This is a genomic window from Streptomyces sp. NPDC005485 (genome assembly GCF_040606085.1).
Lineage (GTDB): Bacteria > Actinomycetota > Actinomycetes > Streptomycetales > Streptomycetaceae > Streptomyces.
The window spans coordinates 76,508-89,289 of the sequence record NZ_JBEXDZ010000014.1 but is presented as its reverse complement, the minus strand read 5'-3'; the positions used below and the strand labels follow the sequence as shown (position 1 = coordinate 89,289).

Sequence of the window (12,782 nt, the reverse complement as noted above, 5' to 3'; positions counted from 1 at the left end):
CCCTTCCTTGTTTGGTGACTTGTTAGATGGACTGGTGTGTTCGTGGGTGTTTGCTCGTCGGGGCCTTGAACCCCACCCCTCGCTGCGTCGCCCTGCCCGACGGCACGATCCGGCCAACTCCTCCACTGGCGAGAATGGTGACCCTCGCACTCCTTCGATATGACGGCGATGTGACGGGTGCATGAAACGGTTTGCCGAACATGCGTAGGGTGCAGAGAACTCATCAGGAGTACTCGTCCGAAGTACTCACCGGGGTGCTCGTTCGAGGCACCGGTGGACGCGAGCCGTGGCAGTGGACCGACGACACAGAGGAGGGAGCCGGAGCGATGGGCGACCACAAAGAACAGCCCCTTCGGGTCGGCGCGGCCGTCCGGCGGCGGCGCCGGGCACTGGAGCTCACCCTCGCCGTCGTGGCCGAACGCAGCGGCCTGTCGGTCCCCTTCCTGAGCCAGGTCGAGAACGAACGCGCCCGGCCCAGCCGGCGCTCCCTGGAGAGGGTCGCGGACGCGCTCGGCACCACCGCCGTCGAACTGCTGGCCGCCGCCGACCCCGCGTGCAGCGTCGACGTCGTACGCGCCGACGCCACCGAGTGCATGCCGCACACCGCTTCCGACGCCAGGGTGCGCCCCCTGGTGCGCGGTCACCATCAGCTGCACGCCACGGAGTTCACCGGCGACCACGAAGAGAGCCGCGAACTCCAGCACCGCAACGACAAGTTGATGTACGTCGCCGACGGTGCCGTGGAGGTCGAGGCGGAGGGCCGCGCCCACCGGCTGGGGCGCGGCGACACGATGTACCTGACCGGCGGAGTGCGCCACCGCTGGCGGGCGACCGTTCCGGACACCCGCGTGGTCGTGGTGGAGGTCGCCGACCACATCGACGCCGTCGAGGACCAGCACGCCTTCGGCAGGCGCTGACCCTTGCCCGGTACCGGTCCGCGGGTCGTCTCGCTCGTGCCCTCGCTGACGGAGGCCGTGGCCGTGACGCTGCCGGGCGCCCTGGTCGGTGCGACCGACTGGTGCAGCCATCCGGTGGACCTCGACGTCGTACGGATCGGCGGCACCAAGAACCCCGACGTCGACCGGATCGTGCGGCTCGCCCCCGATCTGGTCGTCGCCAACGAGGAGGAGAACCGCGAGCCCGACCTCGGGGCCCTGCGCGCGGCCGGCATCGAGGTGCTCGTCACCGAGGTGCGCGACGTGCCGGAGGCCTTCCGGGAGCTGGCGCGGGTGCTGCGCGTGTGCGGGGCCGGCGCCCGGCCGCGGTGGCTGGACGAGGCGGAGCAGGCGTGGGCGCGGCTGCCGGTCCCCGAGCTCCGCAGGACCGCCGTCGTGCCGATCTGGCGTCGGCCCTGGATGGTCCTCGGCCGGGACACCTTCGCCGGTGACGTGCTGGCCCGGCTGGGCGTGGACAACGTGTACGCGCGGCACGCCGACCGCTATCCGCGGATTCCGGTCGAGGAGCTGCGGGCCGCGGCCCCGGACCTCGTCGTGCTGCCCGACGAGCCCTACCGTTTCACCGCCGACGACGGGCCCGAGGCGTTCGAGGGCGTGCCCTGCGCGCTCGTCGACGGACGCCGTCTCACCTGGTACGGGCCCTCGTTGGGGGACGCCCCGCGGGTCATCGGCGCGGCGCTGCGAGCAGCTCGCCGCTGACCAGTCCGCGGGCCGTGCGGACGGCCGCCACCGACCAGGCGGCCAGCAACAGTACGTACAGCGCGACCGCGAGCCCGCCGAAGGCCGCGACTCCCGTGTGCCGGGCCAGCCCCGCGGCGCCGCTCACGCAGGTCCCCACCGGGAAGGTGAACGCCCACCAGGTCATCGCGAAACCCATGCCCCGGCGGCGCGCCCGCAGCGTCATCGCGACGGCCAGCGCCAGCCAGAGCAGGGCGAACCCCATGACGGGGACGCCGTACAGGACGGCGAGGACGCCCAATCCCCGGGCGTACGGGGCCGGTACGACGCCGGGGGCGACGTCCGCGAACATGCCGGCCGCCGTGGTGGACTGGCCGAGCGGGCCAAGGACCAGGAACAGCGCCGGGGTGAGCGCCAGTGGGAGCGGGCCTTCGGTGATGAGCCGGGCGACGATCATCGGGAGCACCACGAGGACCGCGACGATGCTCATGCCGAACATCGCGAGACAGGCGAGCAGCAGGGTCTCCCGCGGCTGTCCGGCCGGGAGGTGCGGTACGAGCAGCGGGCCCAGGGCGGCGGAGACCATCGGGGCGACGAGCGGCAGCAGCCAGACCGGGGTCGCCCGGCCGGGCTCGATCCGGTGCCGGACGACCATCAGGTACGGCACGGCCACCGCGGCGACCAGCCCGATGGCCGTCCCGGTGCCGAACAGCACGGTGTCGAGGGTGACCGCGGCCGGGACGCCGATCCAGTCCCGGCCCAGGGTCATCGCGCCGCCGCCGACTGCCAGCAGGGCCATGGAGAGGCAGCCGTAGAAGGGTGCCATCGACGGGTCGAGGAGGTGGGCGCGGGCCTGGTCGCGGTGGTGGATCCAGTGCAGGGTCCGGGCGATGAGGACGGCGAGGAGCATGGCCAGGGACAGGGCCCAGACGGTGGTGCAGGCCGTGCGCAGGCCCGGGACACCGCCGGGGAGGCCGCCGGGGACGCCGCCGGCAAGACCCGCTCCCGCCGTGGCCACGATCGCGGTGCCCATCACCGGGGCGTACCAGTTCGGGCCGAGGTGCCGGACGGAGGTGGCGCGGGGCTGTCGGGGCTGCCGGGGGTGCGGGCGGGTTGCGGGGAGGGGGAGGGGCTGGGCTGCGGTGACCATGCATCCACCGTCCCGGCGGGGCGGGCTGCCCACCAGGGAGCGCGGCGCTATGGGGGCATAAGCTGGGTTTATGGGCTGGGCTGATCGCTGGGCTGAGCAGGGACGGGGAGCTGTTCGTGAGTAGCAGGGCCGAGGAGGCGGGCGGGCTCGCGCACCGGGTGCCGGATCTGGGTGCGCTGGAGCTGTTGCTCGCGGTGGCACGGCTGGGGAGCCTGGGACGGGCGGCCCGGGAAACGGGTATCACCCAGCCGGCGGCCAGCAGCCGGATCCGCTCGATGGAACGGCAGCTCGGCGTCGCCCTCGTCGACCGTTCCCCGCGCGGCTCTCGGCTCACGGACGCGGGCGTTCTGGTCACGGACTGGGCGCGGCGGGTCGTGGAGGCGGCCGAGGCGTTCGACGTGGGGGCGCAGGCGCTGCGGGACCGGCGGGACTCGCGGCTGCGGGTCGCTGCGAGCATGACGATCGCGGAGTACCTGCTGCCGGGGTGGCTGATCGCGCTGCGCGCGCAGCGGCCCGACACGGCCGTGTCGCTCCTCGCGGGCAACTCCGCCGCCGTCGCCGAGCGACTGCTCGCCGGTGAGGCGGATCTCGGGTTCGTGGAGGGCCTGTCGGTGCCGGCGGGGCTGGACTCCGCGGTCGTCGCGCACGACCGGCTGATCGTGGTGACGGCGCCGGGGCATCCCTGGGCGCGGCGCCGCAAGCCGTTGGCCGCGGCGGAGTTGGCGGCGACGCCGTTGATTCTGCGGGAGGAGGGGTCGGGTACGCGTCAGGTGCTGGAGGCGGCCCTGGGGGGTCTGGCACGGCCGCTCATCGAGCTTTCGTCGACTACGGCGGTCAAGGCCTCTGCGGCCAGTGGCGCGGGTCCTGCCGTCCTGAGCGAGCTGGCTCTCGGAGAGGAACTCTCCGCCCACCGCCTGGTCAACATCCCCCTCTCCGACACCCACCTCCGCCGGGCCCTCCGCGCCGTCTGGCCAACGGGGCACCGGCCTACGGGGCCGGCGCGCGACTTGTTGAGCCTGACCCGGGGGTAGCGGCGTGCATCCGTGCGGCGCGGGTGCACGTGGCGCCGGGGGGCCGGCGAAGCCGCGTTTCTGCGGGCGATCGTGCCGCCAGGGGCGGCACGGGTGGGCGCGGCGGCACCTCGTAAGCGCCGAGTTGCGTGACCCACCCCCGCCCAGCACCAACCCCGGGTGCCAAAGAAGAAGGGGGCACCCGGGGTTTGCCCACCCACCCCCGGTGGCCGGAGACCACTGCCGGGGGCAGGAAACCCGGTGGCGGTGGGCCGCGTTCGACCCGCAGGATGCGGGACATGAGCGCATCAGCCCCGCCGGCCGCCGGCGTCCGTACGCCGTGGGAAGCCCTCCCCGAGGCGGTGCGCGGCGCCGTCGAGGAGTTGCTCGGCGCGCCGGTCGCGGAGGCTGCGACGCAGGTGGGCGGGTTCTCGCCCGGCGTCGCGGCAAGGGTGCGGACGACGACAGGCGGCCGGGCCTTCGTGAAGGCGGTGAGCGCCGAGGCGAACCCCGTGAGTCCGGCGATACACCGCACGGAGGCCGAGATCGCCGCCGCGCTGCCGGCAGCCGTCCCCGCCCCCCGTCTCCTCGGCTCGTACGACGACGGCACCTGGGTCGCCCTCGTCTTCGAGGACGTCGACGGACGGCAGCCCCATGTCCCGTGGCGGGCGGACGAGTTGGGGCGCGTGCTCGACGCGGTGGAGGGACTCGGACGCGCGCTCACCCCGTCACCGGTGGCCGCCCCGCCCGTCGCGGAAGCCCTCGCGGACGACTTCGCCGGCTGGCAGCGGCTCGTCGACGCGGGCGGTGGCGGGGAGGACCTTGATCCCCGGGTCGCCGATCATCTCCATGAGCTGGCCGAACTGGCCTCCCCTTGGGCCGACTTCGCGAGCGGCGACACCCTCGCCCACGCCGACCTGCGGGCGGACAACCTGCTGCTCACCCGGGACGGCCGTGTGGTGTTCGTCGACTGGCCGCACGCCGTGCGGGCCGCGCCCTGGTTCGACCTGCTGGTGATGCTCCCCTGCGTGCGCGCGCAGGGCGGCCCGGATCCCGAAGAGGTGTTCGCCGCCCACCCGTTGGGGCGGGACGCCGACCCTGAGGGTGTGACAGCCACATTGGCGGCCCTCGCCGGGTACTTCGTCAGGCAGTCCCGGCAGCCCGCGCCCCCGGGACTGCCGACCCTGCGCCCTTTCCAGCGCGCCCAGGGCGACGCCGCCCTGGAGTGGCTCAGGACGAGGCTGGGGCGGCGGCTCGGACCAACGCCTGCATGACCCGGAGGTCCTCGCCCATCTCCGGGTGCCACTGGACGCCCAGCACCCAGGCGGAGCCGGGGAGTTCGATCGCCTCCACCGTGCCGTCCGCCGCGTGCGCCGAGGGCAGCAGGCCCGCGCCGAGACGCTCCGCCGCCTGGTGGTGGTAGGTGGGGACGGAGGTGGGCTCGGGTACGGCGTCGGCGTAGCGCGTTCCGGGGACGGGCGTCACGTCGTGGTGGCCGAAGACACCGATGTCCTTCACATGACCGTCGATGTGCTGGACCAGCGTGCCGCCGAGCGCCACGTTCAGCAGCTGCATGCCGCGGCAGATGCCGAGGAGCGGGGTCGCGGAGGCCAACGCCGCCTCGATGAGGGCGAGTTCCCAGGCGTCACGGGCGAGGGCGGGCGGCCCGGTGCGCGGGGAGCGCTCGGCGTCGTAGCGGGCCGGGTCGACATCGGGGCCGCCCGCGATCACCAGCCCGTCGAGCCGGTCCACCGTAGAGGCGGCCTGCGACGGATCGTCGGGTGGGAGCATCGCGGCGAGGCCGCCCGCCCGCTGGACGAGCCGCGGATAGCCGGCCGGCAGCAGTGCGGCCTCCAGCTCCCACACACCCCAGCGAGCCCCGGACTCCAGATACGTACTCACGCCGATCAGCGGTCTGCCCACGCTGGCCTCCTCGTATCCCCTGGGTCGTATCCGCATGGTCCCATTTAATGGGTCACATTAAAACCTTTGAGGGGAGCCCTCGCGCGGCTATGCCAGGAATCCGCGCAGCAGGGCCGCCGTACCCGCGCAGTGCTCGCGCATCATCTCGCGTGCGCCGTCGGCGTCCCCGTCCAGCACCGCCTCGACGAGGGCGATGTGCTGGCGCTGCGAGTGCTCAAGGTTGCGCACCAGCAGGGGGATGCAGTCGAGGAGGTCGTTGACCGTGGCGCGTACGGCCGCGTACTGGGCCGTGACGGAGGGGGACCCGCACAGTTCCGCGAGGGTGAGGTGGAGCATCGTGTCCAGGCGGCGGTAGTCGGCGAGCGGTGCGTCGTGGGTGCGGGCGAGCGCCTCGCGCAGCCGGTCGGCCTGGTCGTCGGTGAGCCCGTGGGTGGCGCACAGGCCGGCCGCGCCCACCTCCAGCACCTCGCGGAAGCGCAGTACGTCCTCGATGTCGACGGCGGTGACACGGCGGCGCAGCTCGTCCTCGCCGGGGGCGTCGGTCCGCACCCGAACGAACGTCCCGCCGTACCGGCCGCGCCGCGACTCGACCAGGCCCTGGTCCTGGAGCACCTTCAGCACCTCGCGCAGCGTGACCCGGCTGATGCCGAGCCGCTCCGCCAGCTCCCGCTCGGCGGGCAGCCGTTCGCCGCCGGCGACCAGGCCGAGCCGGACCACCTGGAGGATCTGCTCCAGCGCCTCCTCGAAGCCGTTGCCCGCCCGCACCGGCCGCAGGACCGGAGTCAGCTCGTCGTGCGACCCCTCTGGATCCGTCAGCGACATCTGGCCGTGCCCCCTTCCCAAGCAATGGTTCGCAGACATACCTTATAGCTTCCGGCTGACCGAAGGAGGCCCTTCCCGTGGCAGACCGCACACCCCCGCTCACCGTCGAGGAGCTGCACGCCCTCGTCGCGGGCGGCGAGATCGACACGGTCGTCCTGGCGTTCCCCGACATGCAGGGGCGACTCCAGGGCAAGCGGTTCGCCGCCCGATTCTTCCTCGAAGACGTCCTGGAGCACGGCACGGAGGGATGCAACTACCTCCTCGCCGTCGACACGGACATGAACACCGTCGACGGCTATGCGATGTCCTCGTGGGAACGGGGCTACGGCGACTTCGCCATGCGCCCCGATCTGAGCACACTGCGCCGGGTGCCCTGGAACGAGGGTACGGCCCTGCTCATCGCCGACCTCGCGTGGAACGACGGATCGCCCGTGGTGGCCGCGCCCCGGCAGATCCTGCGCCGCCAGCTCGACCGCCTCGCCGAGCACGGCTTCACCGCACAGGTCGGCACCGAGCTCGAGTTCATCGTCTTCAAGGACACCTACGAGCAGGCCTGGGACGCCGGCTACCAGGGGCTCACCCCGGCCAACCAGTACAACATCGACTACTCGGTGCTCGGTACGGGCCGGATCGAGCCGCTGCTGCGCCGGATCAGGAACGAGATGGAGGCCGCGGGTCTGGTCGTCGAGTCCGCCAAGGGCGAGTGCAACCCCGGCCAGCACGAGATCGCCTTCAAGTACACCGAGGCGCTGCGCACCTGCGACCAGCACGCCGTCTACAAGACCGGCGCCAAGGAGATCGCCTCGCAGGAGGGCGTCTCGCTCACCTTCATGGCGAAGTACAACGAGCGCGAGGGCAACTCCTGCCACATCCACCTCTCCCTCGCGGACGGGAACGGCACCAACGTCATGGCCGGTGACGGGCCCGGCGGCATGTCGGACGTCATGCGGCACTTCCTCGCCGGACAGCTCGCCGCCCTCCGCGACTTCTCGCTCCTCTACGCGCCCAACATCAACTCCTACAAGCGCTTCCAGCCGGGCTCCTTCGCCCCGACCGCCGTCGCCTGGGGATACGACAACCGCACCTGCGCGCTGCGGGTGGTGGGCCATGGGCGCTCGATGCGGTTCGAGAACCGGCTGCCGGGCGGCGACGTCAACCCGCACCTCGCCGTCGCGGGGCTCGTCGCGGCCGGTCTGTACGGCATCGAGCAGAAGCTGGAGCTCCCCGAGGCCTGCGCCGGGAACGCGTACACCGGCGAGTACGAGCACGTGCCCACCACTCTGCGCGAGGCCGCCGAGCTCTGGGAGAACAGCCGCATCGCCAAGGCCGCCTTCGGTGACGAGGTGGTCGCGCACTACCTCAACATGGCGCGCGTCGAACTCGGCGCGTTCGACGCCGCGGTGACCGACTGGGAGCTGCGCCGCTCCTTCGAACGCCTGTGATCCGCACGTCTGTGAAAGGTCCTTTCTTGTCGTACGAGCACGAGCTCCAGGTTCTCAACCCGGCGACCGAGGAAGTCGTCGCCACCGTCCCGGCCGCGACCCCCGAGGACGTCGACGCCGCCGTCGTACGGGCCGCGAAGGCGCAGACCGGATGGGCCGCGCTGGCGCCGGGCGACCGCGCCCGGCTGCTGCGCCGCTTCGCCGTCGTCGTCGACGAGCACCTGGAGGAACTCGCCGGGCTGGAGGTCCGCGAGGCCGGTCATGTCATCGGCAACGCCCGCTGGGAGGCGGGCAACGTCCGCGATCTCCTCGACTACGCGGCCGGGGGAGTGGAGCGGCTGACCGGCCGCCAGATCCCGGTCCCCGGCGGTCTCGACGTGACGATCCTCGAACCGCTGGGCGTCGTCGGCGTCATCGCGCCCTGGAACTTCCCGATGCCGATCGCCGCCTGGGGGACCGCGCCCGCGCTCGCGGCGGGCAACGCGGTGATCCTCAAGCCCGCGGAGACGACACCGCTGACGGCACTGAGGCTCGCCGAACTCGCCCTGGAGGCGGGGCTTCCCGAGCACCTCTTCCAGGTGCTGCCGGGCGCCGGGCCCGTCGCGGGCAACGCGCTGGTCGAGCACCCTGGCGTCGCGAAGATCGTCTTCACCGGATCAACGGCCGTGGGCAAACAGGTGTTGGCAAAGGGATCGGCGCTCCTCAAGCCCGTCACCCTCGAACTCGGCGGCAAGAGTCCCAACATCGTCTTCGCCGACGCCGACATCGAGGCAGCCGCCGCGGCCGCGCCGATGTCCTTCCTCGACAACTCGGGCCAGGACTGCTGCGCCCGCACCCGCATCCTCGTCCAGCGTCCGGTGTACGACCGCTTCCTCGAACTCCTCGCCCCGGCCGTCGAGTCCGTCGTCGTGGGCGACCCGGCCGACGAGCGGACCGCGATGGGCCCGCTGATCTCCCGCCCGCAACTGGAGCGGGTCCGCTCCTACGTCCCCGACGACCTCCCCGCCATCCGCGGCAAGGCCCCCGAAGGCCCCGGCTTCTGGTTCCCGCCCACCGTCCTGACCGGAATCGAGCCCCACGCGCGCGTGGCCGTCGAGGAGGTCTTCGGGCCGGTCGCCGTCGTCCTCCCCTTCGAGGACGAGGCCGACGCGATCCGGCTCGCCAACGCCACCGAGTACGGCCTCTCCGGTTCCATCTGGACCCGCGACGTCGGCCGCGCCCTTCGCGTCTCGGGCGCCGTCCGCGCGGGCAACCTGTCGGTCAACTCCCACTCCAGCGTCCGCTACTGGACCCCCTTCGGCGGCTTCAAGCAGTCGGGCCTCGGCCGTGAACTCGGCCCCGACGCCCTCGCCGCCTTCACCGAAACCAAGAACGTCTTCATCAGCACGGAGGGCCCCGCACTGTGACCTCACAGACCTCAGAGACCATCTGCCGCCGCCTCGTCGGCCGCACCGCCGTCATCACCGGCGCCGGCAGCGGCATCGGCCTCGCCACCGCGCGCCGGCTCGCCTCCGAGGGCGCCCACGTCGTCTGCGGCGACGTCGACGAGACCCGCGGCAAGGCGGCCGCCGAGGAGACCGGCGGGATCTTCGTGAAGGTCGACGTCACCGACCCCGAGCAGGTCGAGGCGCTCTTCAAGACCGCCTACGACACCTACGGCTCGGTCGACATCGCCTTCAACAACGCGGGCATCTCGCCCCCCGACGACGACTCCATCCTGGAGACCGGTCTGGACGCCTGGAAGCGCGTCCAGGAGGTCAACCTCACCTCCGTCTTCCTGTGCTGCAAGGCCGCCATCCCCTATATGCGGCGGCAGGGCAAGGGCTCGATCATCAACACGGCGTCGTTCGTGGCCCGGATGGGCGCGGCGACCTCGCAGATCTCCTACACGGCCTCCAAGGGCGGAGTACTGGCGATGTCCCGCGAGCTGGGCGTCCAGTTCGCCCGCGAGGGCATCCGGGTCAACGCCCTGTGCCCGGGGCCGGTCAACACCCCGCTCCTGCAGGAACTGTTCGCCAAGGACCCGGAGCGGGCCGCGCGCCGGCTCGTGCACATCCCGGTCGGCCGGTTCGCGGAGGCCGACGAGATCGCCGCCGCGGTCGCGTTCCTGGCCAGCGACGACTCCTCGTTCGTTAACGCCACCGACTTCCTGGTGGACGGCGGCATCTCGGGCGCGTACGTCACACCGATGTAGCGCCGACACGTTCTCGTGGACCATGGTCGCGGCCGCCTTCCGGGCGGCCGCGGCACCGCCCGGTCGTGCCCGACCACCAGGACACCGTGTACCGACCTTCGGGGCACGTCCTAGAGTGCCGGGATGAGCATGACACCTCCGCCCGGCTGGTACCGCGACCCGTCGTACCCCCTTGTCGAGCGCTGGTGGGACGGGACCGCGTGGACCGATCACCGGCGCCAGCCCGAGGCCGCCGCCGATGTGCCCCCACCGCCTCCGATGCAACCGGGGCCCGCCGGCGACGGTGGCGGCGGCCGCGCCAAGGCCGTGGCCCTTACTGCCGCGGGTGCCGTCCTGGTCGCCTCCATCGTCACGGGCGCCGTCGTCCTCGGCAGGGACGGCGGCGGTGACGCGCAGGCGAAGACCACACCGGACACGTCGGCCGCGTCCTCCCCGGCGCCCACGGAGTCCGTCACCGAGGCGTCCCCGTCGGCGGACGAGGACCCCACCGTCGTCGTGGACCAACTCAACGGCATCACACTCCCGTTGATCGACGGCTGGGCCAAGCCCAAGTACGTCGCCGAGGACGACGTCGTGCTGACCACCCCGGACTCGTACGACTGCCCGGGCGGGTCCGGCCTGTGCTGGCACGGCAGGGTCATCTCGCGCACGGCCACGTCGACCGACGAGAAGTCTCCCCGCGTCCTCGCCGAGAAGGACATCGAGGACGCCGCGAAGGACGCGTACGACCGCGACACCATCGGCGGCCGCCCCTACGACGGCATGGACTCCCACCAGCAGGTGAAGGCGGGCTCCGTCGCGGTCGCCGGGCGCGCCGGGTACTTCGTGCGCTGGCGGGTCAGGACCGGCGCGGGGCCCGGGGGTTACGTCGAGTCGCTGGCGTTCCCGGCGAGCACCGGCACCGAGTCGCTCGTCATAGTCCGCTTCGCCTTCGACGCGGGCGAGGACGGGCCACCGGTCGCCGACATGGACAGGATCACCGAGGGGATCCGGCCGGTCGGCGACGCGGGCTCGGACACGGGAGGCGTGGGCAGCAGCATCGACCCGTCGAAGTGACGCCGCCCGGCCTGCCCTAGAGGAACGTGTGCCCCTCTCCGCGGTACGTCGGTACGGTCGCCGTCACCGTGTCGCCCTCCACCAGGTGCAGCGTGTCGAACCGCTCGCACAGCTCGCCCGCCTTGGCGTGCCGGAACCACACCTTGTCGCCGATGAGCAGATCGTCGGCGGGGGAGCCCAGCAGTGGCGTCTGCACCTCGCCGGGGCCTTCCTGGGGGTCGTACTTCAGCCCTTCCGGGAGGTACGGGACGGGCAGCCGGTCGGCGCCGGGGGCGCCGGAGGCCGGGTAGCCGCCGCCGAGCACCGTCACGATGCCGACGCCCGGCCTGCGGACGACCGGCTGGGCGAACAGCGCGGCCGGACGGCCGCTGAACGAGGTGTAGTTGTCGAAGAGCCGGGGGACGTACAGCCCCGATCCGGCCGCGATCTCCGTGACCGCGTCCTCGGCGGCGGTGTGCTGCACACTGCCGGTTCCGCCCCCGTTGACGTACTCCAGACCGGGCTCCACCGCCCGCACGGCGCTGACCACTTCGGCACGCCGCTGGGCGAGTTCCCTGCGCGCCGTGGCCTGCATCAACCGGATGGCACGCGAACGCAGCGGCCGCCCGGCGACCGCGTCGCCGACCCCCGCGATGTGCCCCTCGTACGCCATGATCCCCACGAGCCGGAACCCCGGCCGCCGGACCACGGCGCGGGCCATGTCGGCGACTTGGGCGGGGGAGTAGAGCGGGGAGCGCAGGGCTCCGACGCGCACGCGTCCGCCGAGCAGCTTGAGCGAGGTGTCCAACTCCAGGCAGACGCGGACGACTTCGGTCCCGCCCTGTCGTGCCTCGTCGATGAAGCGGAGCTGGGCCGGGTCGTCGACCATCACGGTCACCGCGGCGGCGAGCTTCGGGTCCGAGGCCAGCTCGGCGAAGCTCTGCCGGTCCGCGGAGGGGTAGGCCAGCAGGATGTCGTCGAAGCCGGAGCGCGCCAGCCAGATCGACTCGGCGAGGGTGAAGGACATGATCCCCGCGAAGCCCGGCCGGGCCAGGACGCGTTCGAGGAGGGTGCGGCAGCGCACGGATTTGCTGGCGACACGGATCGGCTTGCCGCCAGCCCTGCGGACGAGATCGTCGGCGTTGGCGTCGAACGCCTCCAGGTCCACGATCGCGACGGGGGCGTCGAGGTGAGCGGTGGCCCGGTCGTAGCGGGCCCGGTCTGCGGCGCGGGCAGTCATGACCGAAGCCTGCCAGACAGGATTACCGCAGGGTAGGGGGACGATCCGGGCAGATGCCGCGGGCCTGCGGACTGGTTCCCTCCGGCACAGGGACAACCCGTAGAGTGACGCGCACGCAGGGAGGGACGACCTTGCCCCGACGGGCCGCGCCCGGGGTGACGGTCCGCCACCGCGGGTATGCGTGCCCGTGACGGGCGAGCCGAGGGACGGTTTCCCCTGCGGGCAGGACAGCACAACAGGCAGACGTACAGGCAGCGCAGCACAGCACGGCGTACGGACAGCACGACAGATGTGACCGATGTGAAGCGGCCCGGACCAGCTCCGTAGGCGGG

General features: G+C 72.6%; 12 protein-coding genes. 8 read left to right on the top strand and 4 right to left on the bottom strand.

The window, feature by feature from the left end; genetic code table 11:
• Nucleotides 1-326 precede the first annotated feature (326 nt).
• The gene (locus ABZS97_RS07935) at nucleotides 327-917 is read left to right on the top strand and encodes an XRE family transcriptional regulator (RefSeq protein ID WP_356134845.1); all 591 of its coding nucleotides are present in this window, start codon (nucleotides 327-329) and stop codon (nucleotides 915-917) included.
• A gap of 3 nt (nucleotides 918-920) precedes the next feature.
• Complete coding sequence (locus tag ABZS97_RS07930) at nucleotides 921-1,655, top strand: helical backbone metal receptor (RefSeq protein ID WP_356134835.1); 735 nt, start codon at nucleotides 921-923, stop codon at nucleotides 1,653-1,655.
• Here the strand turns inward: ABZS97_RS07930 and ABZS97_RS07925 are convergent.
• Nucleotides 1,621-2,784 carry a TDT family transporter gene (locus ABZS97_RS07925; RefSeq protein WP_356134833.1) on the bottom strand — a complete coding sequence of 388 codons (1,164 nt, stop codon included), beginning with the start codon at nucleotides 2,782-2,784 and terminating at the stop codon, nucleotides 1,621-1,623. The two genes, ABZS97_RS07930 and ABZS97_RS07925, sit on opposite strands and share 35 nt — an antisense overlap.
• Nucleotides 2,785-2,900: 116 nt before the next feature.
• Between ABZS97_RS07925 and ABZS97_RS07920 the strand changes: the two genes are divergently transcribed.
• Both ABZS97_RS07920 and ABZS97_RS07915 read left to right on the top strand, forming a co-directional pair.
• Nucleotides 2,901-3,815: a LysR family transcriptional regulator gene (locus ABZS97_RS07920; RefSeq protein WP_356134831.1), complete on the top strand. Its 915-nt coding sequence runs from the start codon at nucleotides 2,901-2,903 to the stop codon at nucleotides 3,813-3,815.
• Nucleotides 3,816-4,093: 278 nt separating this feature from the next.
• Nucleotides 4,094-5,068: a phosphotransferase gene (locus ABZS97_RS07915; RefSeq protein ID WP_356134829.1), complete on the top strand. Its 975-nt coding sequence runs from the start codon at nucleotides 4,094-4,096 to the stop codon at nucleotides 5,066-5,068.
• Here the strand turns inward: ABZS97_RS07915 and ABZS97_RS07910 are convergent.
• The gene (locus ABZS97_RS07910) at nucleotides 5,025-5,753 is read right to left on the bottom strand and encodes a gamma-glutamyl-gamma-aminobutyrate hydrolase family protein (protein ID WP_356134827.1); all 729 of its coding nucleotides are present in this window, start codon (nucleotides 5,751-5,753) and stop codon (nucleotides 5,025-5,027) included. The two genes, ABZS97_RS07915 and ABZS97_RS07910, sit on opposite strands and share 44 nt — an antisense overlap.
• 51 nt (nucleotides 5,754-5,804) lie before the next feature.
• Nucleotides 5,805-6,539 (bottom strand): FCD domain-containing protein, encoded by a 735-nt coding sequence (locus ABZS97_RS07905; RefSeq protein WP_356134825.1) that lies wholly within the window; start codon nucleotides 6,537-6,539, stop codon nucleotides 5,805-5,807.
• Nucleotides 6,540-6,616: 77 nt separating this feature from the next.
• Between ABZS97_RS07905 and ABZS97_RS07900 the strand changes: the two genes are divergently transcribed.
• From ABZS97_RS07900 to ABZS97_RS07885, 4 genes are all read left to right on the top strand, one after another.
• Nucleotides 6,617-7,981: a glutamine synthetase family protein gene (locus ABZS97_RS07900; protein ID WP_356134823.1), complete on the top strand. Its 1,365-nt coding sequence runs from the start codon at nucleotides 6,617-6,619 to the stop codon at nucleotides 7,979-7,981.
• 26 nt (nucleotides 7,982-8,007) lie between these two features.
• Entirely contained in the window at nucleotides 8,008-9,387 is a 1,380-nt protein-coding gene (locus ABZS97_RS07895) for an aldehyde dehydrogenase family protein (protein WP_356134821.1), read from the top strand.
• Complete coding sequence (locus tag ABZS97_RS07890; RefSeq protein WP_356134819.1) at nucleotides 9,384-10,175, top strand: 3-oxoacyl-ACP reductase; 792 nt, start codon at nucleotides 9,384-9,386, stop codon at nucleotides 10,173-10,175. The genes ABZS97_RS07895 and ABZS97_RS07890 overlap by 4 nt, the downstream gene beginning before the upstream one ends.
• Nucleotides 10,176-10,298: 123 nt before the next feature.
• Nucleotides 10,299-11,231: a DUF2510 domain-containing protein gene (locus ABZS97_RS07885; RefSeq protein WP_356134817.1), complete on the top strand. Its 933-nt coding sequence runs from the start codon at nucleotides 10,299-10,301 to the stop codon at nucleotides 11,229-11,231.
• 16 nt (nucleotides 11,232-11,247) lie between these two features.
• Here the strand turns inward: ABZS97_RS07885 and ABZS97_RS07880 are convergent, their stop codons facing one another.
• Complete coding sequence (locus tag ABZS97_RS07880) at nucleotides 11,248-12,450, bottom strand: amino acid deaminase/aldolase (protein ID WP_356134815.1); 1,203 nt, start codon at nucleotides 12,448-12,450, stop codon at nucleotides 11,248-11,250.
• Nucleotides 12,451-12,782: the final 332 nt, after the last annotated feature.

Bases quoted from the DNA above. Each gene is read 5' to 3' on its own strand.
- ABZS97_RS07935 (WP_356134845.1), top strand. From the start codon at position 327: ATGGGCGACCACAAAGAACAGCCCCTTCGGGTCGGCGCGGCCGTCCGG.
- ABZS97_RS07925 (WP_356134833.1), bottom strand. From the start codon at position 2,784: ATGGTCACCGCAGCCCAGCCCCTCCCCCTCCCCGCAACCCGCCCGCAC.
- ABZS97_RS07915 (WP_356134829.1), top strand. From the start codon at position 4,094: ATGAGCGCATCAGCCCCGCCGGCCGCCGGCGTCCGTACGCCGTGGGAA.
- ABZS97_RS07910 (WP_356134827.1), bottom strand. From the start codon at position 5,753: ATGCGGATACGACCCAGGGGATACGAGGAGGCCAGCGTGGGCAGACCG.
- ABZS97_RS07905 (WP_356134825.1), bottom strand. From the start codon at position 6,539: ATGTCGCTGACGGATCCAGAGGGGTCGCACGACGAGCTGACTCCGGTC.
- ABZS97_RS07885 (WP_356134817.1), top strand. From the start codon at position 10,299: ATGAGCATGACACCTCCGCCCGGCTGGTACCGCGACCCGTCGTACCCC.
- ABZS97_RS07880 (WP_356134815.1), bottom strand. From the start codon at position 12,450: ATGACTGCCCGCGCCGCAGACCGGGCCCGCTACGACCGGGCCACCGCT.